The organism is Streptomyces sp. NPDC029292, from assembly GCF_055569295.1.
The window spans coordinates 15,509-39,392 of the sequence record NZ_JBVHXR010000019.1 but is presented as its reverse complement, the minus strand read 5'-3'; the positions used below and the strand labels follow the sequence as shown (position 1 = coordinate 39,392).

Here is a 23,884-nt window from a genome sequence, read left to right as displayed (position 1 = left end):
CCCTGGTTCAGGAAAGTGCGGGTGGAGGCGAGTCATGGAGGCCGGATCAGGTCACGTAGAAGATCCCGGCGTCCGTGCCCGCGGGCGTGAACTGCGCGAGCCGCGCCCGCAGGCTGTCCTCGCGCTGCGGCCTGTACAGGTCGTGGAAGGCGCCCATCTCGGCCCCGTCCTGCGCGCCGCGCCGGATCTCCTGGGCGCATCGGTCGGCCAACTGCCCGTACCAGGGCGTCCCGTAGCGCTCGGACGTGAACAGCGGCCGTACGCGCGCGGCCTCGTCGCGACCGGCCAGGTCCGGCTGGCAGCGGTACCTGCGCGGCGTACGCGAGCCGGTGGGGACGTACGAGAAACGCAGACAGCCGATGCCGCGTCGCGCCACGTGCAGCCGCCCGGTGAAGACGGAGTCCTCCGCGATCTCCACCGCGTGCGTGTGCACCTCGCCGATGACCGTGGTGCGGTGCGCGTGCAGGACGGCGTGGGCGTGCCGGCAGTCCGGGGCGGACAGGGCCGGGCGTTCGCTCGCGGTGGCGTCCAGGACGCTGTCGCGGAGGTGGATGTCCAGCGGCTCCTCGGACACCTCGTCGCCGATGACCTCGATCGTGCCGAGGATGCTGTCCTCGATCTGCAGACACGCCGTGGTGCGCTCCAGGACGAAGCTCGGCTCCTGCGGGGAGTGCGGATCGCACTCGGACTCCAGGGACCAGCCGGGCACGAGGGTCGAGTGGCGTACGACGACCGCGCCCATCGGGCCCGTCACGTTGATGCCGCGTCCGGCGACGAGGAGTCCGTCCAGGACGATCCGGGGCCGCTCGCCCGGCTCGCAATCCTCCGACACGGCACGGATGTTGAGGGCGTCCGGACGGTTGCTGTACCAGTCCAGGAGGCGGATCACCGGGCGGGTGCCCTCCGCCGCGCGCAGTTCGAGGCGGTCGCCGGGGTCGAGGTCGAAGTCCAGCTGCTCCTGGTAGGCGCCGCTGTGCGTGATCTCGATGATGCCCTCGGGCCCGCAGTCCCCGGCCCGCCGGTCGTGCTGCCAGGCCCGGTACGCGTCCATGATCTGCCGGTACGTCTGCCCGGGCCCGACCCGGTAGAACGCGGCGTCCGGGCGCGCCTGGCGGTCCCGCGGGTACTCGCCGCCGCCCATGTCGGCGCCGAACGCGTAGTGGTAGTCGACCCAGACGCCCTGGCGGGGCGCGGACCGCGAGCCGAACGCGATCCGCCCGAGCTCCGGATCGACGGCGACCTGCCCGCGCTTCGGCCGGTAGCGCCAGTCCGACAGATCGGCCACCACGATGTCGGAAGGAGGTACGGGCTTGTCCTCGCCGTCACGGCGGATGACGAAGCTCTTGCCGGGGCCGTAGTAGTCGGCGAGCCGGTCGTGGAGCCGGCGGCGCCGGATGAACGCCGGGACGTTGTCGATCGTCGCGATGTGCGTCGCCGACGGCTCCGGGACCGGCTTGGTGACCAGTGGGCTGTCGTTGCCGAGGATCGAGAAGGTGTAGAGGTTGCGGGCCCGGTCGATGCAGTACGCGGGGGAGGACGTCAGCGAGTGCGCCTTGAGCCGCCAGACGAAGAGGCCGACTCCGGCAGGTGTCAAACCACCTTGCCTGCGCGGGGAGTTGGCGCTCCGGACGTCGACCGAGCGGGCCACCGTACCGAAGGCGGAGCCCGCCAGGTCGAGCGCCGACCCGTCCCGCAGATCGGCGAGTCGCCCGCGCCGCGAGCGACCCGCGTCCCCAGCCCCGGACCCGTACAGCTTGACCGGCTGCTGGTGGGAGACGAGCCGGGACAGCTCGACCGCCCGCGCCGGCCACTCCGCCACCTGCGCGCAGAGCTCTTCGAGCAGATGCAGCGTGCCCTTGCGGCGCAGGTTCGCGACCGCGGCGGCCACGTCGCGGCGCGGCGCGATCGCCTCCGTCAGCGCGGCCGAACTCCCGCTCCGCAGACCGGTGGTGAGGACGCGCTCATAACCGGGCAGCGTCCGGTAGCCGACCAGATCGCCGAGGTACGGCAGCACCCAGGGCGCCGCCGTCTCCACGAACAGGTCCTCGTAACTCTGCTCGACACCCTCGCGTACGACATCGATCTGCTCGGCCATCACGGCGAGCAGGGCACGCAGCGGCTCGCCCTCGCCGGCGTCCCTGAGGCGGTGCCACTGGGGGAGCAGTTGAGCGAGCCCGTCCGGCTCCCTGGACATCACTTGACCTCCGTCAGAATCAGCGTGTCCGCGGCCTTCGGCGTCAGCAGCGCGAGCTGCGCCGGGCGGATGCCGCGGAAGACGAACACCGAACGGCCCTTGGCGAGGCGCCGCGTATCGGTGATGTCGGGGTTGAGGCGCAGGAGTTCGGCGAGCGGAACGCCGTGCCGGGCACAGATCTCCGACAGGGTCTCGCCGTCCTTCTTGCGCACGGTGTGGATCTTCTCGTCGTACGTCGCCGTGCGCGCCGGGACCGTGGACCTCGGCTCGCCGGGTGTGCCGAGCAGTCGCGTCAGCTCAGCCGCGGTGGCGCCCGCGGCGGCGGACGCGGAGATACCGGTGAACACATCGACGTCCACGTAGTCGACTCCCGGCACCGCGTGTGCCGTCGCCAGAACCTCCGAGAGACGTGCGGGCTGTCCCAACTCCCGTCCCTCGAAGCCGAGTCGACGCAGCAGCGCCTGGCGCAGCCGCGGTTCGACGACCTCCCAGGTGTGGTCGGGTGCGAGCTTCACCTTCGCGGCGATCAGGAGAAGCACCAGCTCGCGCACGTCCACCCGGACGGGCAGACGGGCGTCCCCGTACTCGGTGAGCGAGCCGCGCAGTGCGCGCAGCAGGTCCGAGTCGTCGGCGATCGGCACATCGTCCGTGCCCGCGACCGTGACGTGCAGCACGCGCCGTCGTCCGTCGAAGAGTTCGCGCGCCGCGGCCCGGCCGATCCCGGCACGGGAGCGCGCGAAGTCCTCGTAGTCGGGCACGGACACCAGACGGTCCAGGGCGGCGACGGCGAGCGGCACGGTACGGCGGGTCAGCGCGGGCCCGTCCGCGTCCGCACCGCCGGACGCCGGACGCGGATTGGTCACCGCGGTGACGCCGAGCGGCCGGGTCAGGGCCTGCGAGATGCGCTGCGCCGCCACGTTCGCCGCCTTGCCGGTGCCGAAGCGGTAGCGGGCGCGCACGTTCTCGTGCCCGCTGGGCAGGCGCGCGCCGTGCACACCGTCGCCGAACGTCACCGTCGTACGGCCGTCGCCGGTCGTGCCCGTGATGTAGACCCGCTCGCGCGGTCCGCGCCCCGCGAGGCTGTCGACGGCGTGCCAGAGCAGCCCGTCGACCCGGACCTCCAGCACGGGCGTGGCGCCGAGCGGGGTCTCGGACGCCATCCAGGTGAGCGGCGACTGCCACAGGACGAACGTCTGGTTCGTACGGTCGGCGTCGCCGCTGCCGATCGGCTCGTCCCGGCCCTCGCCGTGCGTCGCCTCCACCACGTTGCCGAGGATCTTCACCGTCTCGCGCCGGTAGCGATACGCGAGATCGGCGGTCAGGGTCAACTTCGTGTGGACGCGGTCGCCGGGCAGTTGCGGATCGAGTGCCGGTTCGGCGGCCGCGATCACCACGACCTCGGTGGCCTCGACGGCGACGGTGCCGGGTATGTCGCTGCGCAGGCCGCTGACGACGAGGGTGCGGCCGGGGTGCAACCCGTCGTACAGCTCGGCCAGTTCGAGTTCGTTGCCGTACACGTCCTCGGCGAGCGGCTCGTTCGCCATGCGCAGCGGTTCACCCGCGGCGTGCACGGTGGTGTCGCGGATGTGCGAGAGCAGCACGTCCTTGTCGTCCAACCACGGGTCGGCGAGGACGAGTTCGGTGCCGCGGCCGGTGATGCCGTAGTTGGTGTACGCGGCCGTGCGCACGGCCACCACCTTCGTGGTGACGAGCTTGAACTTCTTGTCGCCGGGGTGCGCGTCGTCGTCGCCCTTGGCGGGCCTCTCGATCGCGACCCAACTGCCGACGGTGATGCTGTCGTACACGGTGTCCAACTGCACCACACGGCGGTTGGCCGGGGCCGACTTCGTGGCGATGACGATCTCCACGGTGGGGGCGGTGGTGCCGACCGTGTAGCGAAGGGTCACCTCGTACTCGCCGTGCGTGAAACGCACCGGAACGTTGGGGCTGAGGGGGATCTCCCTGGCCACGCCGTTGTACACGCCGACATTGATCACCCCCTCGGCGTCCGGGCGCGACACGAAGAGCGTGCGCTCGGGCAGGCCCGAGTGGAGGCGGGCCGTGACGCCCGGCTCCTGGGAGTCGGCGGGGCGGCGGCTGAGCCAGTTCAGCTCGCGGTCCTGGCTGTTGCGGGTGGACAGCTCGACCTGGCCGGGGCCGAGGGGGAAGCTCTCCGGCTGCGGCACCGGCAGCGGCTTCGCCCGCTGGTCGGAGCCGGCGCCCTCGATGTACTGGAACTCGGCCGTCTGCGGCACCTTGCCCGCGGGGTCGAACACCACGCGCATGCTGGTCAGGACGGCTCCCGTCAGCGGCCAGTCGACGGTGCGGATCACCCGGCCGCTGTCGTCCTGGACCGGCTTGAGGGGGGCCGTCGCACCGAAGGGGACCGCCTTGGCGCGCAGGACGAGCAGCTCGCGCAGGAGGTTCGCGGTGCCGGGAGCCGCGGCCTGCCGCCAGGCCGGGTAGAGGGTGGACAGGGCCGGGTTGAGGGTCTTGAGCAGGCGGGCCTTGTCCGCGCCCGGGGTGGCGGCGAACGTGCCGCCGCTCAGGACGGGAGCCTTTCCGCTCAACGCGGGGAGGAGGGCGGTGAGGGCCTGAAGCGCGGCCTCGTCAGGGCGGGGGAGAGGGGCGGCCGCGTGCGTGCGCGCGGATGCTTGCCCCGGCTGCTTCCCCGCCTCGTCCACCGGTTGGCACGGGGCCAATTCCCCTGCCCGATTCGAGAGTTCGGCCAGCACCGCCTCCAACTGCGCGAACCACTCGGCCACGTCCTCGTACGGCGCAGCCAGGACCTGGACCTCGGCGAGGCGGTTCACGGGCTCCGTGAGGGCGGACATCAGCTGTTCCGGCGTCTTCAGGCCGTCCAGGCCGTCCCGCAGCGGGGCCAGCACCTGGTCGTCGAAGTCGTCGATCAGGCGGCTCACCGGGCGGGGGTTGGGCACTTCGGGCGTGGGCGGCTCGTCGCCGGGCTCGCCCGGAGCCGGGGGCTCGGTGGTCCAGCGGCGTACCTCGTCGACCAGTTCCTTGAGCGTCGGCGGGGCCGACCGGGGCAGGCCGATCGCCGTGATCTCGTCGTCGCGGTCGATGCGTACGCGCGAGACGGGCAGCAACAGCCGCTCGCCGCCCGCCTGTTCGCCGAAGACGAAGAGCAGCTGGTCACCCGTACCAAGGGAGTTCGCCGTGCCTTCGACGAAGAGTTCCGAGCGGCGGGTGAGGTCCTGAGGGGTGATCAGGGAGGGCCGCCTGCGGCGCAGGCGGAGTTCGTTCCAGTCCCAGCGGGCCGTGAGGTCCCGGCTGGTCTCGAACGTCTGCGACTCCTCGTCGGCCGACGCCGGGACACTGTTGCTGCGCGCCCCGCGCGGGATGACGACGGGGAGGGTCTCGGCCCGTGGGTCGCGGTCGAGGGTGTACGCGAGATGCGTGTTCGCGGCGACGCCGGGACGCGGCCGGTGACCGACCAGGCGGCCGAGCAGCACCAGCGAGCGGTGCTCGTTCGCGGTGCGCAGATAGGCCTCGTCGGCGATCCGCTCCGAGTGGAACGTCAGCAGGTCACCGAGGACGGCGGTCGCGTCCAGCAGGCCGATCGCCGGGTCGTCGGGGGTGCGGACGGTCAGCCTGCCGAGCGCCGGGTAGGCGGGGGAGGCAAGGCGGTCGCGCAGGGCGGACAGGAAGGAGCCGTACTCGCCGACGCGGTAGTCGAGGGCGGTGCGGCCCGGCGGGTTGTGCGGCGCGGCGGGTGCCACCCGCTCGTCGTGACCGCCGGCGCAGGTCCCGCCGCAACCGCAGCCGCAGTCGCCGGTGAACTCGTCACCCGTCATCGGGCACCCCCAAGGGATATCGCCAGATGGCCGTTCTCCGGCCGGTCGGGGTCGTTGTCGCAGATGGCGATCTCCAGCGGGCCGAGCCGCAGCACGCCGTCCTCCCTCTCTCCTCGGTCCTCTTCGAACAGCCGTCGCAAACGGGTGACGTGCACGCTCTCCACGCCCTGGACCGCCGCCGCGGCCGCGACCAGGCGGCTGAGCCTGACCGGCTCGCCGAACGTCAGCGCGTCGGGGTGGAAGAAGCCGAGCCGCCCACCCGTGAGCCGGCCGTGGCCGAGCACCCGGTACAGCTCGGCCAGAATCTGCCCCTGCTGGTGTCCGGGCTTCGCGCACACCGACAGCGCGATGTCCAGCGGCACCAGCCGCGCGGGCCCCACCACCACGTCGTGCCCGATGCGCCGGTACGCCTCCAGGGACTGGGCGACGGAGTCGAGCAGCGCGGGCGCCGGAGCCCCGGTGCCGTGGGCGTCGATCGCGATGTGGGCCTCCTGGACGCTGCCCGTCCAGCGCAGTTCCGCCGCCGCCCGCTGCACGCCGGGCAGGGCCGAGGCGAGGGCCGCGTAGTCGTCGGCGGTCACCGCGCGCAGCCGGGTGCGGCGCAGGTCCAACGGCGCCAACTGGCGTACCTGGTCCACGGGTTCGGGCTCGGTGCCGCCGACGGCGGGGAGCGGGTTGCGTACCCCGGCCACCGGAGGCGCTTCGCTCTCTTCGTCGTCGCGGCACAGCACCAGATGGTTGATGGCCTCCGCTCCCACGTTGCCCGCGAGACCGCCGCCCAGCCTGTAGTGGAGTTCCAGGCGCGCCCCGGGCGTCGGCCGCGCGCCGTGCCGCCCGTCGCCGAACCGCAGCGCGAGCCGCCCGTCGTCCTCCAGCTCACCCACGAAGTGCCGGTCGCGGGGCCCGCTGTCGAGCAGGTCGCGGTGCGGCGTCCAGCGCAGCTCGCTCTCGTGGACGCGTACGGCGGGAACGGCACGGCGCGCGTCCTGCGCGAGCCCCGCCGAGGCGGAACCGCGCAGGACCGGCTCTTCGGGGTGGAGGCCCTCCGCGTACGCCGGGCCCCAACTGTGCGCGATCTCCCACGCGATGTGCCCGTCGAGGACCGTCCCCGCGCGGGCGCGCGCGGTCAGAACCTCGACGCGGCGCAGCTTGGAGTCGAGCAACTGGTCACTGCGGTACAGGAGTTCGCGCAGGGCACGGACCGGGTGCAGTCGCAGTTCGAGACGCTCAAGCACCCGCAGGCCGTAGATCACGGTCAGTTCGGCGATCTCCTCGTCAGCGAGCCCGTCGCGGTCCCGGGCGCTGCGCCACAGGTCCACCAGGCGCTGCTTCACCCGGCCCGGGATGGCGCCGATCCGCTCGGCCTGCCCCGCCGAAACGGCCCGCGGGTCGGGGAACAGCACGGCCTGCACCACGGGGGAGCGGCCCAGCAGTGGCCGGAAGCGGGGCGCGATGCCCGGGTAGACGGACTGCGCGAGCAGCGTGCGCAGCGCCGCGGCCTGCGCGTACGCCGTGCCGGGCACGACGCTCCCCCGGCTATCGCCGGGAGGTGCCCCCACCTGCCGCTGCCCGGCCAGCTCCAGGCCGAGTCCCGCACGTGCGGTCGCGTCCTCGCCCACCACGTCGAACAGCTCGCGGACGTCGTCGGCGGTGAGCGCCTCGCCGCACTCCGCCTTGTCCGTAAGGGAGTTGATGAGCCTCGCCGTCGCATTGCCCTCGTCGGGATCCCCGCAGCCGAAGGCGGGCGGGTCGCAGGGGGCCACGACGGCGGGTGCGGGCGGCACGGTCACCGTCTCCGGCAGCGTGTCCCCGCACCAGTGCACGGTACGTCCGTGGTCGACGAGGACCACGTTGCCGCGCGCCAGGCTGACGTCCTCGACCGGCGCGCAGTCGCGTCCGCCGCGTGTGGTCAGGCAGAGCGGGAAGCGCAGCGCGTCCTCGGCGGCCCAGGTGACCTCCAGGACCGGCTGGTCCTCGATGCGGTCCACACTCGGTGTCACGGAGGTGAGGCGCACGGCCTGCCGGTGCGCGGGGTCGGCGTCGCCCGGTGTCCCGGTGCGCGGCCCCTTCACCTCCTCCAGGACGAGCAAGTCACCCGCACGAAGCTCGAGTTGACGCCCCTCACAGGTCTCCGCGTCCCGCCACTCGTCGCGCAGGGTCGCCGCCGTGGCCCCCTTCGGCAGCGCGCGCACGTCGCCGCCCCAGGTCCACAGCCGTATCGCGTTGTGCGCGTCGCGCAGTTCGAGCGCATCCCCGGCCGCGACCGGCTCGAAGACCTCGACGCTGCCGCGCTCGGCCAGGTCGGCCAGGTCCCGGTCGTCGATGACCGTCCCGGGCGCGGGACGGTCGTGCGGATCGAGGGCTCGTACGTCGACGGAGGCGAAGCGGAACGTGCCCGCGGGCAGCGTGTGTTCACCCGCCGTCTCCACGGTCACGTACGCGCGAGCGGTGCAGCCGTCGTGCATCGCGTAGTCGATGAGCCGGACATGACGTCGTACGGAGACCCGGCGGCGCGCGGTGTCGAGATACGCCTCCGTGGCGACCGCGTCCTGCTGGTAGCTGATCTGGTCGCCGGTGTACGCGAGCAGCTCGACGAGGGTCATGCCCAGGTCGGCCGGGTTGCGCTCGATCCAGTCGGGTGTCGTGAGGGCCAGCCGGTCCAGGAGGAGCTTGCGGATGGTGGCGTAGTCGCGGGCCGTGTAGTCGACGACCGGTGTCCGGGGGAAGGCGGGTTCCTCCACCGCCCCGTCCTCGCAGTCGAAGGGCGTGGGACAGTCGGGCCGGAAGGTGAACGCCGCGCTGTGGTAGCGCTGGTCGAAGCCGCGGAAGGGCTCCGTGCCGGGCCGTCCGTACGGGTCGGTCTCGACCAGGGAGAGCCGGTAGCGGGAGGTGTCGCCGGCCCTGTCGAGCGTGACGTACAGCCGGTCGTCGAGCTCGGGGTCCTCCTCGCGCTCCACGCTCACACCGACGGCCTCGATGCCGGTGATCCGGCGGCCGCCGTCGACGCGGACGTTCTGCGCGCACAGGCCGTGCGGGGCCTTGCCGAGGAAGCTGACGGTGAGCAGGAGCCCGTCGTCACTCACCTCCACGGCGTCAACTCCGTTGAGCTGCGCCGTCCTCACCTTGGCCCGGCGAGTGGACACGGGACCGGTCACGCCTCGGCCCTCCCTTCGAAGACGTCGTCACGACGGCTCCCGGTGGAGCGCACGGCGTACGACAGATACACACGGACCACGTTCTCCTCGCTCACCACGTCGAGGCCCGCCACCTCGATGAGGTCGCCGAGCCAGCGCTGCAGCGACGCCTGCACCGAGAGCTCCAACGCGCTCGCCAGCTCCGGGCTGTTGGGAGTGAAGACCAGATCCAGCAGGCCGCAGCCGAAGTCGGGGCGCATCACCCGCTCGCCGGGGCTGGTGAACAGCAACTGCTCGATCAGGTCGCGGACATGCTCGTCGCGGTCGGCGTGCGCGCTGCGCCCCCGCCGGTCGACCCGGAACGGGAAGGCGAGGTCACTGCGGACGCGGGTGCGTGGGCTCATCGGACGGTCACCTCTCGTTGCGCGGGCTGGACGAACGGCGGACCCTGCGGCACGAACGCCGCCGTGACGCACTGGGCCGCGGAGGTGTCGAGCAGTACCGGAGCGCCGTCGACCGTGATGCCGGAGGCGTCCGCGGTCCAGCGCACGGCGACACAGGGCTCGGGGATGCCGCCGACGGTGTGGGGGCAGCCGACGACGACGTAACGGTGCGAGGTCGTGGCGACGGGCGCGCCGTCGACGAGCACCGCTCGGTCCGATGCGCCGGTCGTCGCGGTGGCGCGGCCGCCGTGCGGGCAGCTGATCATGGTGCCGGAGCCGGTGGTGAGAAGATTCCCGGATATTCCGGTTGTCCCGGACATTCTGGTTGTTCCCCCGTCTTCTATCGCTTTGCGGCCATCGACAACTGGCCCTTGTTGATGGTCACTTCCTTGCCGCGCAGGATGACTTCGGCGCCTTCACCGGTCGCGATGACCACGGCTTCCTTGGTGATACGGATGTACGCGCCGCCCTGCGCCTGGAGGAGAATCCCCTGCTCGGGCGCGTCGTTCATCACGATCTTGTGGTCCCCCGGCGTCTGGACGACGACCGGCTTGTTCGGTGAGTTCTGCTGCACCGCGGCGCGCGCGTCCGGTGGAAGCTCGGCCTCCGCCCCGTACCAGCACCCCGTCCACACCGGGAAGCTCGGATCGCCCTGCTCGAATTCGACCCACACGCCCGCGCCCGGCGGCGGCACCACGAACTGGCCGGCCTGCTGTCCGGTGAAGGGCAGACAGGGCAGCGCCCACGTCGACGGTTCGTCACCCAGGACGTCCGGGACCTCGGCCGTGAGCCGGCCGATGTGCAGCGGGTCGTTGTTGTCGACGACGCGGCCGCGGAACTTGCCGAGGTAGCGATTGCTGGGTGCCGCCATGCTGAACTGCTCCTGGTTCGTGGGATGTTGCCCGGCGATGTGGGTGTGGAGGGCGGGCCGTCAGGGCCTGACGTAGGCGCTGCGCGCTTCGAGCCCCTCTCGCGAGAGCGTGAAGTTCTGCTGGAAGGAGCCCGGCCGCAGGTTGTGCGTCACGGACTTGACGTAGTAGTCGCCGTCGTACGCCCGCCCGGAGCCGCGTACGCCGACCAGCTGGCGCGGCTGCAGGAGGTAGCCGTGCCGGTTGACGTCGAGAGAGCCCGACCCGGAGATGACGTCGGCGGACACGGCCGCCCGCGCGAGCAGCTCGGCCTCGGCGGCCTCGCGCTGCTGCTTGGCGGTGCCGGCGAGCGTCTTGCGCTTGAGCGCGGGAGTCGGCCGCTTGCCGAGCGGCGGGCGCAAGGGGCTGATGACCGGCTGGGGGAGCAGGGTGGATTGCCGGGTTCCCGGGTCCTGCCAGCGGGCCTGCGGCTCCTCGCGGGCCGTTCCGTCGTACGCGAACGTCAGCTGGTCCACCGTGGAGTTGGCGTCCATGTTGACGTTCAGGGCGTGCTGGCGGATGCCGAGCCGGACCTCGGGACCCCAACGGGCCGACGACTGGCCGGGGTTGGGGCCCGGCTCCAGGTAGAAGGTGTACCCGTTGGCACGGGCCAGCTCGGTCACGTACTGCAGATCGGTGCCCGTCTGGTAGTGGACGCGCAGGTTCTCGTGCGGGGGCTGGGCGATCTTCTCCGCGTACACGTCCGGCCGGATGCCGTAGTCCGAGTAGCGGCGCAGGATCGCGAGCACACGCTCGGACGGCGGCAGGTTGGGATACCGGTCCGTGCGCTCCTCCAGGTCCATGAGCAGCGTCAGGTCCTCGCCGGTGACGGTCAGGGTGGAGTGTCCCGGCTGGTTGCTGGCGCCGACTTCCTGACGCACGATCAGCCCGTCGAAGAGGACCTCAGGGGTGCCCTTGACCGTGACGGTGACGATCACGCGGTTCTTCGGATCGAAGAACCCCTCAGGGAGCAGGGTGCGGTTGATGAGACCGTTCTTGGTCAGGTCGAAGGCGAGCTGGAATCCGCTGCGCTCACCCGCGGTCGCGGTGATCTGTGCCGACAGGAGCGCCTCGGCCACCTCGGCGGGGACCGGGCGGGCCAGCTGCGGTCCCATGGAGAGGGTGATGTGGACCGGGCCCTGGCCCACGGGCAGTTCAGACACGCCGGTCTCCCCGGGGGAAGGCGCCGGCGCGCGGAATGTCGATCTCGCCGCCGGGTTCGGCGGTCAGCTCGCGCGGGTCGAGGACGGGGTTGGCGTCGGCGATCTGCCACCACTGGGCGGGGTCGCCGAAGTAGCGCTGTCCCAGGAGGTCGGGGCGCTCGCCGGTGCTGACGGTGTGCGGCTGGGTGTCCTCGGCGTCGGTCGCAATCGGGGGCAGCAACCGGCGCTTGGCGTACCGGACTTCGGTCCCGTCCGGCTGCAGGTGCACACCGATCTCGGCGTCGTGGTAGCGGCTGGAGCGGGGATAGGGGTGGGCGCCGGGTATCGCGTCCAGGGCGTTCTCGTACGGTTCCGTGCCGGCCATGGTCTCCGGTCAGCTCCTTCCCATGCCGATGTCGCCGGGGGTGAGCCCGAGCGTGCCGAGACTCCCCGCACGCGCGGCGCCTGCCAGCCGCTCCTTCTGCGCGAGGTGCGCGAAGTACAGTTCGGCACCGCGGTGTCCGGCCGGCAGGTCGCTGACCGTGAGCACCTTCAGGCCGATGCTCAGCGAGGCCCGGATCGGGTTCAGATTCACGTCGAAGGCGGATTCATTGATGGACAGTTCGGTCAGCCGCACGGGCATGACGCGCTTGCTGCCCCAGGTGAAGAGGGTCAGCGGCATCTCGATCGGGCTGATCTCGATGGTCCCGTTCTTGGACAGCCGGCTCGCTTCCCGCAGTTGGGCCGAGGTCGGCTGCACGAGCATTTCGAGGACGGCCAGTTGGGGGTGGATCCCGTCCGGTGCGGCGATCTCGAACTGATCGGTGGCGTCGATCTCGGCGGTGAACTTCCAGGTCTCCTGCGCGGGGCCTTTCAGGCGTAGGGCCTCGTTGCGGTCCCCTCCGCTGCCGCTTCCTCCACCGCTGGCATCGCCGCTGCCTCCAGCCGATTGGGGGGCGAGGCTGCGTTCCAGGGTGTCGGGATTGAACTGCAGCACGATGATGCGCTGGGGGGTTCCGCGTTCGGGGTCGACTATGACGATGCCGGAGCGGATGGGCTTGGGTATCTCCCGATAGCTCATGAGTCGATTGCTCCGAACTCATCCAAGATGATCTGGGCGGTATCTTCCAATGGTTCGCTCAGCCCCTCCCGGAGCAGGTCCCTGATGGGATTCACGTACTGGCCCCACGGTTGGTAGGTCGTGGCGATCAAGGCTGCTTCGCACACGTCTTCACGTTCACTCGTCAGGGCGTCGCACACACGCGAAAAGACTTCTTCATTGAATTCCTTGGGGGCGCCAAGGCCCATCCTCAGGATGGCTTCGGGAAGCTCGTCGGGGTCGCTGTTCGTGTCAACCGCCTTCCAGAGTTCTGGGATTCTCCAGGTATCCAGCACGGTCTCCGTCATCCCAACGAACTCGTGCAGTTCGCGGGGGTCTTCGGCTGTGACAACGACATAGGGAAGTCCGGAGAACATGTCTTCGCGATAGTTCAAAGCCGGACCGGATTCTGAGTGCCAGACAACCTGATGGGGAACGCCTTCCTCCTCGTTTTCTGGAATATCTGCATGCCGGAGCAGGCCGAGCCGGGCAGCGAACTCGTCGACAGAGTCTTCGTCGGTGCCGGGGCGCAGGACCATGCGCCGACTCAGGATCAACTTCACGCCCATGAAGGGACTCCTCCGTGCTGGTTTTCCACTAGTTCAGTCCGTAGAATTCATACATTTTCGCTCGAACTTTATCCTTGAGCTGCTGAAGCGTTGTGATCTTTCCTCCTTCGTCCGTCTTGATGTCGAGAGACTTGAGCCACATCTGAATGGCCAAGATCTCGCGATTTGCCGTCTTCTGTCCTCCTTCCAGGGGTTGGTTCGCGAGCGAGGGGTTGAAAGAGCCACGCCTCTTGAGCTCACTATCCAGATCCATCGCATCTCCCACGGCTCCTTGACCCTCCATGGGGAAGAACTTGAGTGCACGGCCCATGTCGAACTCGCCCTGGTTTCCGACTTTCATCTTCTCCAGACTGTCGTTCGGGGAGCTGAATTCGTCCACGCCGGAGATATCCCTACCCTGCGAAGACATCTGGAAGATCATGGCTGCCGTAACGGCGGCTCGCTTGTTCCTGTGCACCTCCTTGCCGAGCATCAGGGCGCCCACGGTGGCCGCATCGGTTCCGACCCTGCCGCCCACGCGTTCGCCACGGGCCATCCTCTCTACGCCGTCCAGGACGTCTGCGGAGTGCTGCGGGTCGCTGAAGATCTTTTCGTCTATTCCCTTCGTCACCCTTCCCTTCTTGCTTACCCTTTCGCGGTACCTGTCTGCTGCGCGATTCTGCTCCTCGGTGGTTCCGTCGCGTTTCGTCGTCGCAACCCTGGACTTCACCAGCCCTCTCTTCGTGAAGCGATCGAGATTTTCCGTTGCCTGCACGATCTCACGAGTCTTCTCGTCGGGCGCCGCTTCGACCGCGGCCTGGCGTCGATCTCGGTCACGGTTCGGCTCCCTGGGGACGTGGTGCGCCACCATAGGGGCAAAGCCGTCCGAGTCTCCCCGCTCGGCGGACTCGAAGGCGAATATGTCGTAGGCCTTCTCCTTTGACGAGCCCAGCATCTGCTGTCCGTCTTCCCGCATGAAGTTGGCCAGCGAGCCGAAGCCGACACCCTCCGGGATCTCAAACCTGCGCTGATTTCCGTTCGTTTCCGTTTGCTTGATCCGCGCTGCACCAGCCCTTGTCGCGGGATGCTGGAGTATCTCGTCGGATATCTCGTTCAGCATCTCGATCAGTTCTTGCTCGTCCAGGGTCAACCCTTCGGTAACGTCCACCGAAGGGTTGAGCGTGGCGCGGATTTTGAACCGATCGCCCGTTGACGCATCGAGACTCGTCAGTCGGTAGCGGAGGCGCATGGCGGCGAGCACTGTCCGAAGTACCGAACTCCGCGTCCCTTTTCTCAGCATGCGCTCGATGCGAGGACGGATCCGGGTCACGATCTTCCGAAGGCGCTCCTCTTTGGATTTCTGGGAGTTCTCGTCCTTCTTCCGCTCGTCCTTTTTCTCCTGCTTCGCCTTGACCGGGTCCTTGTCCTTCGGCCTGCCGTCCTGGTGCTTGGAGCGCTTAGGCCTGTCGGACCCCTTATTGCCGTGCTTGTCCTTCGGCTTCTTGCCGTCGCCCTTGCCGTCCTTGTCCTTGGGCTTGTTGGGCTTGTCGCCGTCCTTGTCGTGCTTGGGCCTTCCCGGGGTGTCCTTGTCGTCGCCCTTCGGCCTGTTGGGGTCCTTGCCGTCGTCCTTCGGTTTGGCGGGACTGTCCCTGTCGTCCTTGGGCCGGCTCGGGGTGTCGTCCTTCGAACGGGGCTTGGCGGTGTCTGGGTCCGGCTTCGGCTTCGGCTTCGGTTCCGGGTTCGGCTTGGGCTTGGGCTTGGGGGACGGGGTCGGACGGGTGTCCGGCTTGTCGTCCGTCTTGTCTTTCGGCTTGCTGGGGGCGTTGGTGGTCTTGTCGGTGCCAGTGGGCCTCTTCGGATCCGCACCCTTGCCGGTGGTCGGACGGGCGTTCGGGGCTGCCGTGCTCTTCGGGGCGTTCGGTTCCTGCTCCTTGTCGCCCTTCTTGTCCCCGCTCTTGCCACCCCTGTCGTCCGAACCCTCGGCGCCCGAACTCTTGCCGCCGCCTGGCTTGTCCCCTTTGCCCTTGCCAAGCTTGGCGGCGACACCCTTCAGACGCTTGCCGACCTTGGCGACGTACTTGCCGATGCCGTTCAGCAATGCCTGGTAGAGGACTTCGAGGAGCGCGACCACTCCCGCGGCGACGGCCTTCGCGAAGAGGAGGCCCGCGCCGCCCATGCGGACGGCCTTGAGCCAGTCCAGGACCATGGTCAGCGCGCGCAGGATGGCGCTCAGGGCTCCCCACGCCGTACGGATCGCGTCGATCACCGCCATCACCCAGCCCGCGCCGGGGATGAGCTTCGCCACGACCTTGGTCATGACCAGTTCGCCGATGATCAGCGGGAGTTGGGGGACAACGGCGTCCCACGCCTCCTTGACGATCTTGTCCAGCGTAAAGCCGCCGTTGACCAGCTTGTCCAGGATCGCCTTCGGGACGCCGATGATCTCCTGGATCTTGTCCTTGAACCACTGCTTGACGGCCGACGAGACCTCGCGGAACAGGTGGTTCTTCGCGCCGTCCACCGCCGAGTTCTTGGCGCCGCTCAGCCAGCCGCCCGGGTCGGAGAGGAAGTCGACCGCGATGAGCATCCAGTCGCCGAGCGCGCTCAGCAGCTTCGAGGCGAAGTCGAGGACCGCCTTCACCGCGTCCATGACCGCCTTGACCGCGGCTTGGAGCATCTTCTTGAGGATGTCCAGGATGCCGCTCAGGAGCTTGCCGATGGCGTCCAGCAGGTCTCTGACGATCTGCCGCAGCATCGTGGCGAGCCGGTTCACCAGAGCGATCGCCGCCGCGATCAGTGAAGTGATCAGCTTCCGGATGCGGTTGGCGAGTTCGATGACGGCCCGCACCATGTTCTTCGCGAACTCGATCAGATCGTTGATCAGATTCTTGATCGCGTCGACGATGAACTTGCGCGCCTCGTTGATCCAGCGCTCGACCGTATCCTTGAAGTTCTTGATGAACCCGACGACCGCGTCCCGTGCCGCCTTGATGACGCGGACGATCGCGTTCTTGATCTCGATGACCTTCTGCTTGATCCAGTCGAAGGCCTTGCTGACCCAGTTGCCCGAGTCCTGAACGCTGGTGTCGCGCTGCTTCTCGGCGTCCTTCTCGGCCTTGGTGTTCTCGTCCTGGATCTTCTTGTCGCCGTCGTCCTTCTCCTTGGCGACGTCCTTGTCGGTCTTCTCTTCCTTGTCCTTGACGTCCTGGCGGACCTTGTCGTGCCGCTCGGTCTTCTTGGTGCCGAGCTTCTTGAGCTCCCCGTCCTGCTCCGTACGCCAGTCGGCACGCTGTGCGGTGACCTCGGTCAGGGCCTTGTCGCGCTCGCCCGCCTGGCTCTTGGTGTTGGTCTCGACCTCCGCGTCGACCTTCTGCTTGTGCTTCTGCTGCGAGTCGCGGAAGTCCCGGTCCTTGGTCTGCCGGCCTTCGGACATGGACTTCTGGCCCGCGCCGAACGCGGCCTGGAACTGCGGTCCGCGCTCGTGCTCCGCCACCTCGGAGGCGGCCTCCGGCGGTACGGCGCCGGTCCCCGCGCCGGCCTCGGGCGCAGCAGCGTTGCCGCCCTGCGCGCCGGGCACCTTGGCCTGCATCTGCTCCTGGGGAACATCGGGGTAGACCTGGTTCTCGCCCATCGGGCGCCCGGCGTCGTCCCGCCCCGTCGCGACGGTCTCCTGGCCCTTGGCGTCGACAGCGGAGCCCTGTTCGCCCGCCGTCTGCTCCGCGTCGCCCTGCATCTGCACGCCCGGCGCGTTACCTGCCTGGGCCTTCTTGAGCGCCTCGTCCTTCGTCGGCAGCCCGGCGAACTTGGCGGCCAGCTCCTGCGCGTCCACCTTGAAACCGAGCCAGCTCGCCACCTTGCCCAGGCCGAAGCCCAGGGCCATCTTGAAGGTGTCCCAGCCGCTCGGCTCCTCCGCCTTCTCCGCCTCGATCTGGCCCTCGGGCTCCTTGGCGCCCTCGACCTCGGCCTTCTCCTGCTCGGGTGCCTCGGACTTCTGCGCCGGGTCCTGCGCGTACTGGGCCGGGGCGTCGGCCTTCGGCTTGCCCTGCAGGGTCTGCGGCGCACCCGCCGGGCGGGTCATCGAGGGCGGGGCCGCGGCGAGCGACTTGTGCTCGTCGCCGACGGTGCGGTCCACCGCGCCGCCCACACCCGACATGGCCTGAAGTGCCTTGTGGGGCTTGAGTTTTGAGGCGGTGGAGAGGCCGGCCTCCGGAGACACCGTCGACAGGTTCGGGGTCGGCCCCGAGTCCTTCTTGCCCTTGGCCGGTGCGGCGGTCGTGCCACCTCCGCCGCCCCCGCCGCTCGAACCCTTGACGGCGGGCGACGCCTTGGGCGCCGCAGCCGCCTTCGAAGCCTTCGGACCCTTCGGCGCCTGCGGCGCGGCCGGTGCCTCGGGAGTCTGCGCGGGCTGCGCCGGCTGCGCGGCCGCGGGTGCGGATTCCTGCGCCGCCGGTGTCCGGTCGGGAGTCCCTGTCGCGCCCCCGTCCGACGTCTCGCCCCGCGTCCCACTCGCCGCCGCACCGCTGCTCGCCCCACCGGGCGTATCCACGTTGGACCCACCGGACACATGAGTGTCGCGCGCGGGCGAGGGGGACTGCGCGTCGGCGGCCGGTTCGCTCGTACCCGTCGAGGCCGCGCCCGACCGGGACTGATCTGTACTGGCGGCCGATTCCGGTGCCGCCGACTGACCGGCCACCGGCTGCGGAGAGGCCTTCTCCTGAGCGCCTGCGGACGTGTCGCCCGCGGCAGGAGTGCCCTTCTCCTCCTTGGCGGCGCCCTCCTTGGCGTCGCTGCCCGCATCGGCGGACCTGCCTGGCGCCTCCTGCACCGTCGTCTGCGCGGCGACGGGACCGGCCTTCGGATCGGCGCCGCTCTTCGGGTCCCGCGACATCGCATCCGCCGTCGGCGCCTCGGCGGCCTGCTCCAGGGCGAGACCGCCTGCCTGCCCGTCGGCCGAGGCGGCAGCATCCGCCTCGGCCGACGGCTCGGAGTCGGCGGGTGCTGCGGCGCTGTCCTCCTCGGGCCCGGCCTCCGTCGCGTCCTCGACGTCCTCCGCATCCCGCTCGGCCTGCACCTTGTCGGCCTTGGTCACCGGGGGAGCGGGGAACGACAGGGCCGCCGCCGAAGCCGTCGAGGACGGGTCGAGACGGTCCGCGGTCGGCACGCCCGACACATCGAGGTCCTGCTCGGGAAGGAAGTCTTCCGGCTGGAGCTTGACGTCCCAGGCGCTGTTCTCGCCGCCCCCGACCTCGACCTCCGACGCGCTGCCGGAACCGAACGGGTCCTCGTCCGCCTTCTCCTGCGGACCGTCGAGATCCTGGGCGCGAACACCGTCGAGCGTGCTGAACGCGCCCGGCAGCTGAGTGTCCTTGCCAGAAGCCGCGCTCGATCCCTGCGGCCGATCCGACCCCCGCTTGTCCTCCTGCCTCACCTGCCGACCGGCCACGAGCGAATCGACCGCGCCCGGACGGTTCCTGGCCGCGGACTCCTCCTTGCTCGCGGCCGGAGCGCCCTGCTGCTGTGTCCCTTCCTTGCCTTCCTTGCCTTCCGCGCCCGCCTTGCCCGCCTCGGAGCCCGCGGCCGTCCTCTCGCCGCCCTGCTGCCCGCCGGAGGGGGAACTTCCGCTCGCGGACTGCCCTTCCGAGGACGTGGACGCCTCCTGCCGCGGCGCGGCTGCCGACGGCGTCGACTGCTGCCCGCCCGCGGACGAGCCCCCGCTCCCGGCGGTGCCCGGCTTACGCTCCTGCTGACCGCCCTGCGGAGCGGTCCTGTTCTGCGGAGTGCTACCGGGCGCACCCTCCGTGCCGGTCTCGTCCTTCTCCGGACCCGGCGCGGCCGCGGGTTGCCGCTCCTCTTCCCACAGCTCCTCGGTCGAACGGCGCTCGTTCTCGCGCTCGAACCGCAGCTCCTCGGCCGCATCCGGCTCGACGGCCGGGGCGTCGTGGGAGTTCAGCTCCAGCTCGTCGTCGGTGCCGAGCTCGTCGTTGCCCTCGATCTCATCGACGAGATCGAGGACCCGGTCGTGCTCCGAGCTGAGGAGCCTGTTCTCCAGGTTCTCCAGGACGCCGTCCAGCAACTCCTCCGGCAGCCGGGCGAGTTGATTGCGCGTGCGCTTCGACAGGTCTTCCGGGTCGCCGCGCAGTGACCGTACGACCGAGTTCGTCAGCCGGTCCACGAGGGTCGCCGGATCGATCCGCTCCATCCGGTTGCGGTCCGCGTCCACGGTCGCGTACCGCAGCCAACCGGGCGTGGCCTGCCCCTCGTCCACCGCCGGAGACGCCCCTGCGGGCTCGCCCGCCGAAGGACGTACGAGCTCCTGCGCGGCCGACTCCGCCTCCCGTTCGATCGCCTGCTGCGGCAGGCTCACCGCGCCCAGGTCGCGCCCGGCCCGCAGCGCGCCGAGGCCGTGCGGGTTCTGCACAGTGTGCAACAGCTCGTGGGCGAGCAGGCGTTGACCGTCCGCCGTGCCGGGCCGGTAGGCGCCCTCGCCGAAGAAGATGTCCTGGCCGACCGCGACGGCGTCCGCGCCGAGCAGGTCGGTGAGGACGGCCGCGTCCCGGTCGGTGTGCAGGCGCACGCGGCTGAAGTCGTGGCCGAGCTGTTCCTCCAACTCCCGTCGCACACCCATATCGAGGGGCTGCCCCGCGCCGCTGACGATGTCCTTCGGCTCGGGCGTACGGGACTTGGCGGCCCGCTCCTTGCGCTTGCGGCGGCGCTGCTCGGCGGCCTGGTCGGCGCGGGAGTCCTGGGTCGGGGAGCCGGTCATCGGGTCACCTCCCCGCGTCCGGAGAGCCCGGCGTGCACCGCGCGGGCCAGCTCCTGGCCGAGGCGGCGGGCGGACAGGCCCGCGGGCAGCGGCGGAAGTCCGGACAGCGCGTCCACGGCCAGGGCGCCGTCCGACGCGAGCGGGACGCCGTGTTCGCGTACGAGGCGGGTCAGTTCGCGCTCGAAGGACGCCGAGACCCGGTCGGGGTCTACGCGGAAGCCGTCGAGGACGAGTTCGCCGATGTCCACGCGGATCGCGTGGGGTTCGCCGTGCGCGCCAACGCGCTTCACACCCATCCGCGGACCTCCGAAGCAGTCAGCGAGCGCTCCAGCTTCATGTACTCGGTACGGGCCGCGGCGAGCATGTGGCGCATCTGCAGCCGGTCGCCCTCCTCCGCGGCGAGGAACGCCCCCGACAGGGCGATGTTGCGGATGGAGCCGCCCGCGACGGTGAGCTGCGCCAGCAGGTCGGGGTCGAGGCCCTTCGTCGGCGTCTGAGGAGGAATCACCCGGCGCCAGATCTCGGCACGCTCGTGCTCCGCGGGGAACGGGAAGTCGACGACGAAGCGGATACGCCGCATGAACGCCGTGTCCAGGGCCTTCTTCATGTTGGTGGTGAGGATGGCGAGGCCCCGGTAGGCCTCCATGCGCATCAGCAGATAACTGACTTCGAGGTTGGCGTACCGGTCGTGGCTGTCCTTCACCTCGCTGCGCTTGCCGAACAGGGCGTCCGCCTCGTCGAACAGGAGGAGGGCGCCACCGCGTTCGGCCGCGTCGAAGACCTTGCGCAGGTTCTTCTCGGTCTCGCCGATGTATTTACTGACGACCTGCGAGAGGTCGATGACGAACAGGTCGAGCCCGAGCTCCTTCGCCATGACCTCGGCGGCCAGGGTCTTTCCTGTACCGGATCCGCCCGCGAACAGGGCCGTGACGCCGAGGCCACGGCGCAGCGTGGCGGCGAAGCCCCACTCCTGGTGGACGGTCGCCCGGCGGCGCACGTGCGCGACGATCTCCTGCAGGGTGCTGGTCTGTCGCTCGTGCAGCACCAGGTCGTGCCAGCCCGCCTCCGGCTCGATCCGCCGTCCCAGCTCGTCCATGCCGACCCGGGCCTCGTCGAGCCCGGCCCGCCAGGCGAGGGAAGCGGCGTCGAGCTCGTCCTCGCCGGGCAGATCACGGCGTACGGTGTCGGCCGCGGCGCGAATGACGTGCGGCGGAAGCTGGAACTGCGCGACCAGCGACCGCAGTTCGCTCTCCTCGATGTCGGCCACGTCCTCGAACGCGCCCGCCCAGAGCCCGAATTGTTCCTCGTCGTCCAGGCGCGGCACATTCACGCGCTCGCCGCGGGACCGTTCCGTCGGCCGGGGATCGGCACTTGATACGACGACGGGGACGGCGGCACCGGCCAGGAACGCCTCCGTCGCGGCACGCTGATCACGGTCCAGTTCGCCGACCTCGACCAGCAGCGCGGCGGGCAGCAGGATCGCCTCGCGCTGCCACAGCCGGGCGAGGAGGTCGCGCTGTGCGGGATCGGTGGGGATGTCCTCGGCACTCATCTCGTACAGGCCGAGCCCGGAGCGCGCGGCCGCCGCGGCGGCGATGTCGGCCCGGCTGCGCAGATCCCCGCCGACGACCTCGACGAGCCGCGGTGCACCCGGTCGCGCCGTCGTCGTCCAGCCCGCCGTGACGCGGCCCGCGGCAAGGTCGTACGACGGTGACAGCGCGTCCGGCACGGGGGCGCGCCGCAACTGACCGTGCAGCCGGGTGTCCAGATACGGCGAGCCCAGCAGGAAGTGCAGGATCCGCTCGTCGAGCCGCAGCCGGGACCGGGTCAGCCGCGTCTCGTCGTCCAGGTCGACCAGCCGCCACCGGCGCAGCGGCGCGACCGGGGTCAGGGCGCTCCAGTGCGCCCCGTCCAGCGCGGCGAGCGCGAGGGAGAAAGTGGGATGCGCGCGATCGGGATCCCCGCCGGCGACGGCGCAGCGCGCGGCCGTGGTCGGGTCCAGCTCGTAGGCGGCGGTGAGCAGGACGAGGTCCCGCTCGAACGGGGTGAGGCCGAAGCAGGCGGTGAGGGCGTCGAGGGGCGCGATACCTGGACCGTCGATCGCCAAGCCCGTGGTGGAGGGGGAGGGGGAGAGAGTGGGGGCAGGGGTGGTGCCGCGAGGGGCGGGTGCGGCGGTGGGCGTCGCGACGGGGGATCCACTCTCGGGATCGCCCTTGAGACGGTCTTCGGGACCGCCCTTGAGACCGTCTTCGGGGTCACCATCGGAACCGCCGACGAGGCGCCCGCCGGGACCGGGACCGTCACCCGGTCGGTCACTCGGTGCGTCACCGGAGCCGTCAGCCGTGCCCGGCCCCGCCTCCGGCGCCGCGGCGCCGACCCGTGTCGCCCGGGTCGCGTGGACGTCGAGCAGGGTAAGGACGCGCTGGATCTCCGTGTGCAGCGTCATCCCGTCACCCGGCGCGGCCGCCGCGTCCGTCCCGTGCGTACCCATGTCCTTACCTGCCCCCGTCGCGCGCACCCCGCCTCAGCTCTCGTCGCTCTCGGCGCTGCCCGCCTGGGTGGAGGGAGCGTCGGAGGCGGTGCGCTTGGCGGTGCCGTGTGTCGACTTGCGGGTCCGGGCAGCCGTCTTGGCGGGCGCCGCGGTCTTGGCGGGCGCCTTGGCGACAGCCCGCGCGGGCTTCCTGGCGACGGCCTTCGCGGGGGCCTTCGTGTCGGCCTTGGTGTCGGTCTTCGTACCGGGAACCGCGACGGTCTTCGCGGGTGACGGCTCGGTGCTGTCCTCCGCCGCTTCACCTCCGCCGGCCGGGCCAGGCGGAACCGGCGCCCCCGGCGCCCCGAACGGCAGTACCCGAACCGTGCTGCGCTCCACCGGTTTCCCCGGCGTCGGCGTCTCGCGGCCCTCGATGAACACCAGCGCCGCCTGGTAGGTCACGGACAGCGAGTACGGCGTCTGGTTGAGCATCCCCCACAGTTTCGACGTCTCGTCGATGTCCATGACCGTCGGCACCAAGCGCACCGCCTGCGCCGCGTCCGCCAGATCGCTGCCGGCCAAGTAGGGCCGCTCACCGGCCTGTTCGATGATGTCGTGGGGCAGCACGGGTATCTCGTGGAGCGTGCGCACCACGGTGCCGATGAGCCGCTGCCCGACCAGCTCCGTCTCCTCGCCGTAGGCGCTGATCACAAAGTTCAGGTCGAGCGCAGCGGTGGGCCGCTTGAGCAGTGTGCCGTCCGGTGCGCGGGTGACCAGGTCGTTGTTGCGTCGCGAGGTGTTGGGCGTGACCTGGTACAGGAACACGGTGATGGTGGGGTCGGCCGGCGGATCGGCCGGCGGCTTGCGCGTCTCGACCTTGACCGCCATGTCGATCTCGGGCTGCAGATTGGCCTCGATCAGCAGGGCGAGGGCCTGGGTGACGTGGGCGATGGCGAGTGCGTTGCTCATGGCGTCAGTTCCTCGGTCCCTGATCCTCTTCCGAACGTCCGGCTGTCCTTGCGTCGCTCACTCGCGCCCCCGTGCCAGGTACTCCTCCAGGCTCACGGTCGCCCCGGGCCGCCGTACCGCGGGCGCCGGTGTCCGGCCGCCGGCCGAAGGCGAAGGCGCCGCCGTCACCTCGAGCCGCCCGATCTGCACCTGCACCACCTGCTCCGCGCCCCGCCCCGACCGCCTGCCCGCCACCTGCCGTACGGCATCCCGGGCTGCCGCCGTGTCCGCGGCGCTGGGCCGCAGGGGACTCGACACGGCGGCGGAAGCGGGGGGGGGGGGGGGGGGGGGGGGGAGGGGAGGGGGGGGGGGGGGGGGGAGGGCGCCGGGTAGGATGGGCGTGCTCGCGGTCGCCGTCCC

Annotated in this window: 15 protein-coding genes; all 15 read right to left on the bottom strand. The window is 70.7% G+C overall.

Features of this window, described 5'->3' with window-relative positions:
• Positions 1 to 46: 46 nt before the first annotated feature.
• From ACZ4WS_RS34240 to ACZ4WS_RS34170, 15 genes are read right to left on the bottom strand one after another with little or no spacing between them, the layout of a single operon-like run.
• Entirely contained in the window at positions 47 to 2,194 is a 2,148-nt protein-coding gene (locus ACZ4WS_RS34240) for a hypothetical protein (RefSeq protein ID WP_467986659.1), read from the bottom strand.
• A complete protein-coding gene (locus ACZ4WS_RS34235) occupies positions 2,194 to 6,009 on the bottom strand; it encodes a putative baseplate assembly protein (protein WP_467986658.1) in 3,816 nt (1,271 codons plus the stop codon). Before ACZ4WS_RS34235 ends, ACZ4WS_RS34240 begins: the two co-directional genes overlap by 1 nt.
• Positions 6,006 to 9,164: a putative baseplate assembly protein gene (locus ACZ4WS_RS34230; RefSeq protein WP_467986656.1), complete on the bottom strand. Its 3,159-nt coding sequence runs from the start codon at positions 9,162 to 9,164 to the stop codon at positions 6,006 to 6,008. The genes ACZ4WS_RS34235 and ACZ4WS_RS34230 overlap by 4 nt, the downstream gene beginning before the upstream one ends.
• The gene (locus tag ACZ4WS_RS34225; RefSeq protein WP_467742931.1) at positions 9,161 to 9,547 is read right to left on the bottom strand and encodes a GPW/gp25 family protein; all 387 of its coding nucleotides are present in this window, start codon (positions 9,545 to 9,547) and stop codon (positions 9,161 to 9,163) included. Before ACZ4WS_RS34225 ends, ACZ4WS_RS34230 begins: the two co-directional genes overlap by 4 nt.
• Positions 9,544 to 9,906, bottom strand: coding sequence for a hypothetical protein (locus ACZ4WS_RS34220; RefSeq protein WP_467986654.1), 363 nt, complete (start codon positions 9,904 to 9,906; stop codon positions 9,544 to 9,546). The genes ACZ4WS_RS34225 and ACZ4WS_RS34220 overlap by 4 nt, the downstream gene beginning before the upstream one ends.
• A 20-nt stretch (positions 9,907 to 9,926) precedes the next feature.
• Positions 9,927 to 10,457 (bottom strand): phage baseplate assembly protein V, encoded by a 531-nt coding sequence (locus ACZ4WS_RS34215; RefSeq protein WP_467986653.1) that lies wholly within the window; start codon positions 10,455 to 10,457, stop codon positions 9,927 to 9,929.
• Positions 10,458 to 10,517: 60 nt separating this feature from the next.
• Positions 10,518 to 11,657, bottom strand: coding sequence for a hypothetical protein (locus tag ACZ4WS_RS34210; RefSeq protein WP_467986651.1), 1,140 nt, complete (start codon positions 11,655 to 11,657; stop codon positions 10,518 to 10,520).
• Complete coding sequence (locus ACZ4WS_RS34205) at positions 11,650 to 12,021, bottom strand: LysM peptidoglycan-binding domain-containing protein (RefSeq protein WP_467986650.1); 372 nt, start codon at positions 12,019 to 12,021, stop codon at positions 11,650 to 11,652. Before ACZ4WS_RS34205 ends, ACZ4WS_RS34210 begins: the two co-directional genes overlap by 8 nt.
• Positions 12,022 to 12,030: 9 nt before the next feature.
• A complete protein-coding gene (locus tag ACZ4WS_RS34200) occupies positions 12,031 to 12,717 on the bottom strand; it encodes a hypothetical protein (protein WP_467986648.1) in 687 nt (228 codons plus the stop codon).
• Positions 12,714 to 13,304 (bottom strand): hypothetical protein, encoded by a 591-nt coding sequence (locus ACZ4WS_RS34195; protein ID WP_467986647.1) that lies wholly within the window; start codon positions 13,302 to 13,304, stop codon positions 12,714 to 12,716. The genes ACZ4WS_RS34200 and ACZ4WS_RS34195 overlap by 4 nt, the downstream gene beginning before the upstream one ends.
• A 28-nt stretch (positions 13,305 to 13,332) precedes the next feature.
• Entirely contained in the window at positions 13,333 to 20,046 is a 6,714-nt protein-coding gene (locus ACZ4WS_RS34190) for an eCIS core domain-containing protein (protein ID WP_467986645.1), read from the bottom strand.
• Positions 20,043 to 20,342: a hypothetical protein gene (locus tag ACZ4WS_RS34185; RefSeq protein ID WP_467986644.1), complete on the bottom strand. Its 300-nt coding sequence runs from the start codon at positions 20,340 to 20,342 to the stop codon at positions 20,043 to 20,045. The genes ACZ4WS_RS34190 and ACZ4WS_RS34185 overlap by 4 nt, the downstream gene beginning before the upstream one ends.
• Positions 20,333 to 22,537, bottom strand: coding sequence for an ATP-binding protein (locus tag ACZ4WS_RS34180; protein ID WP_467986643.1), 2,205 nt, complete (start codon positions 22,535 to 22,537; stop codon positions 20,333 to 20,335). Before ACZ4WS_RS34180 ends, ACZ4WS_RS34185 begins: the two co-directional genes overlap by 10 nt.
• 33 nt (positions 22,538 to 22,570) lie before the next feature.
• Positions 22,571 to 23,485 (bottom strand): Pvc16 family protein, encoded by a 915-nt coding sequence (locus ACZ4WS_RS34175; protein WP_467986642.1) that lies wholly within the window; start codon positions 23,483 to 23,485, stop codon positions 22,571 to 22,573.
• 57 nt (positions 23,486 to 23,542) lie between these two features.
• Complete coding sequence (locus ACZ4WS_RS34170) at positions 23,543 to 23,782, bottom strand: hypothetical protein (protein ID WP_467986641.1); 240 nt, start codon at positions 23,780 to 23,782, stop codon at positions 23,543 to 23,545.
• Positions 23,783 to 23,884: the final 102 nt, after the last annotated feature.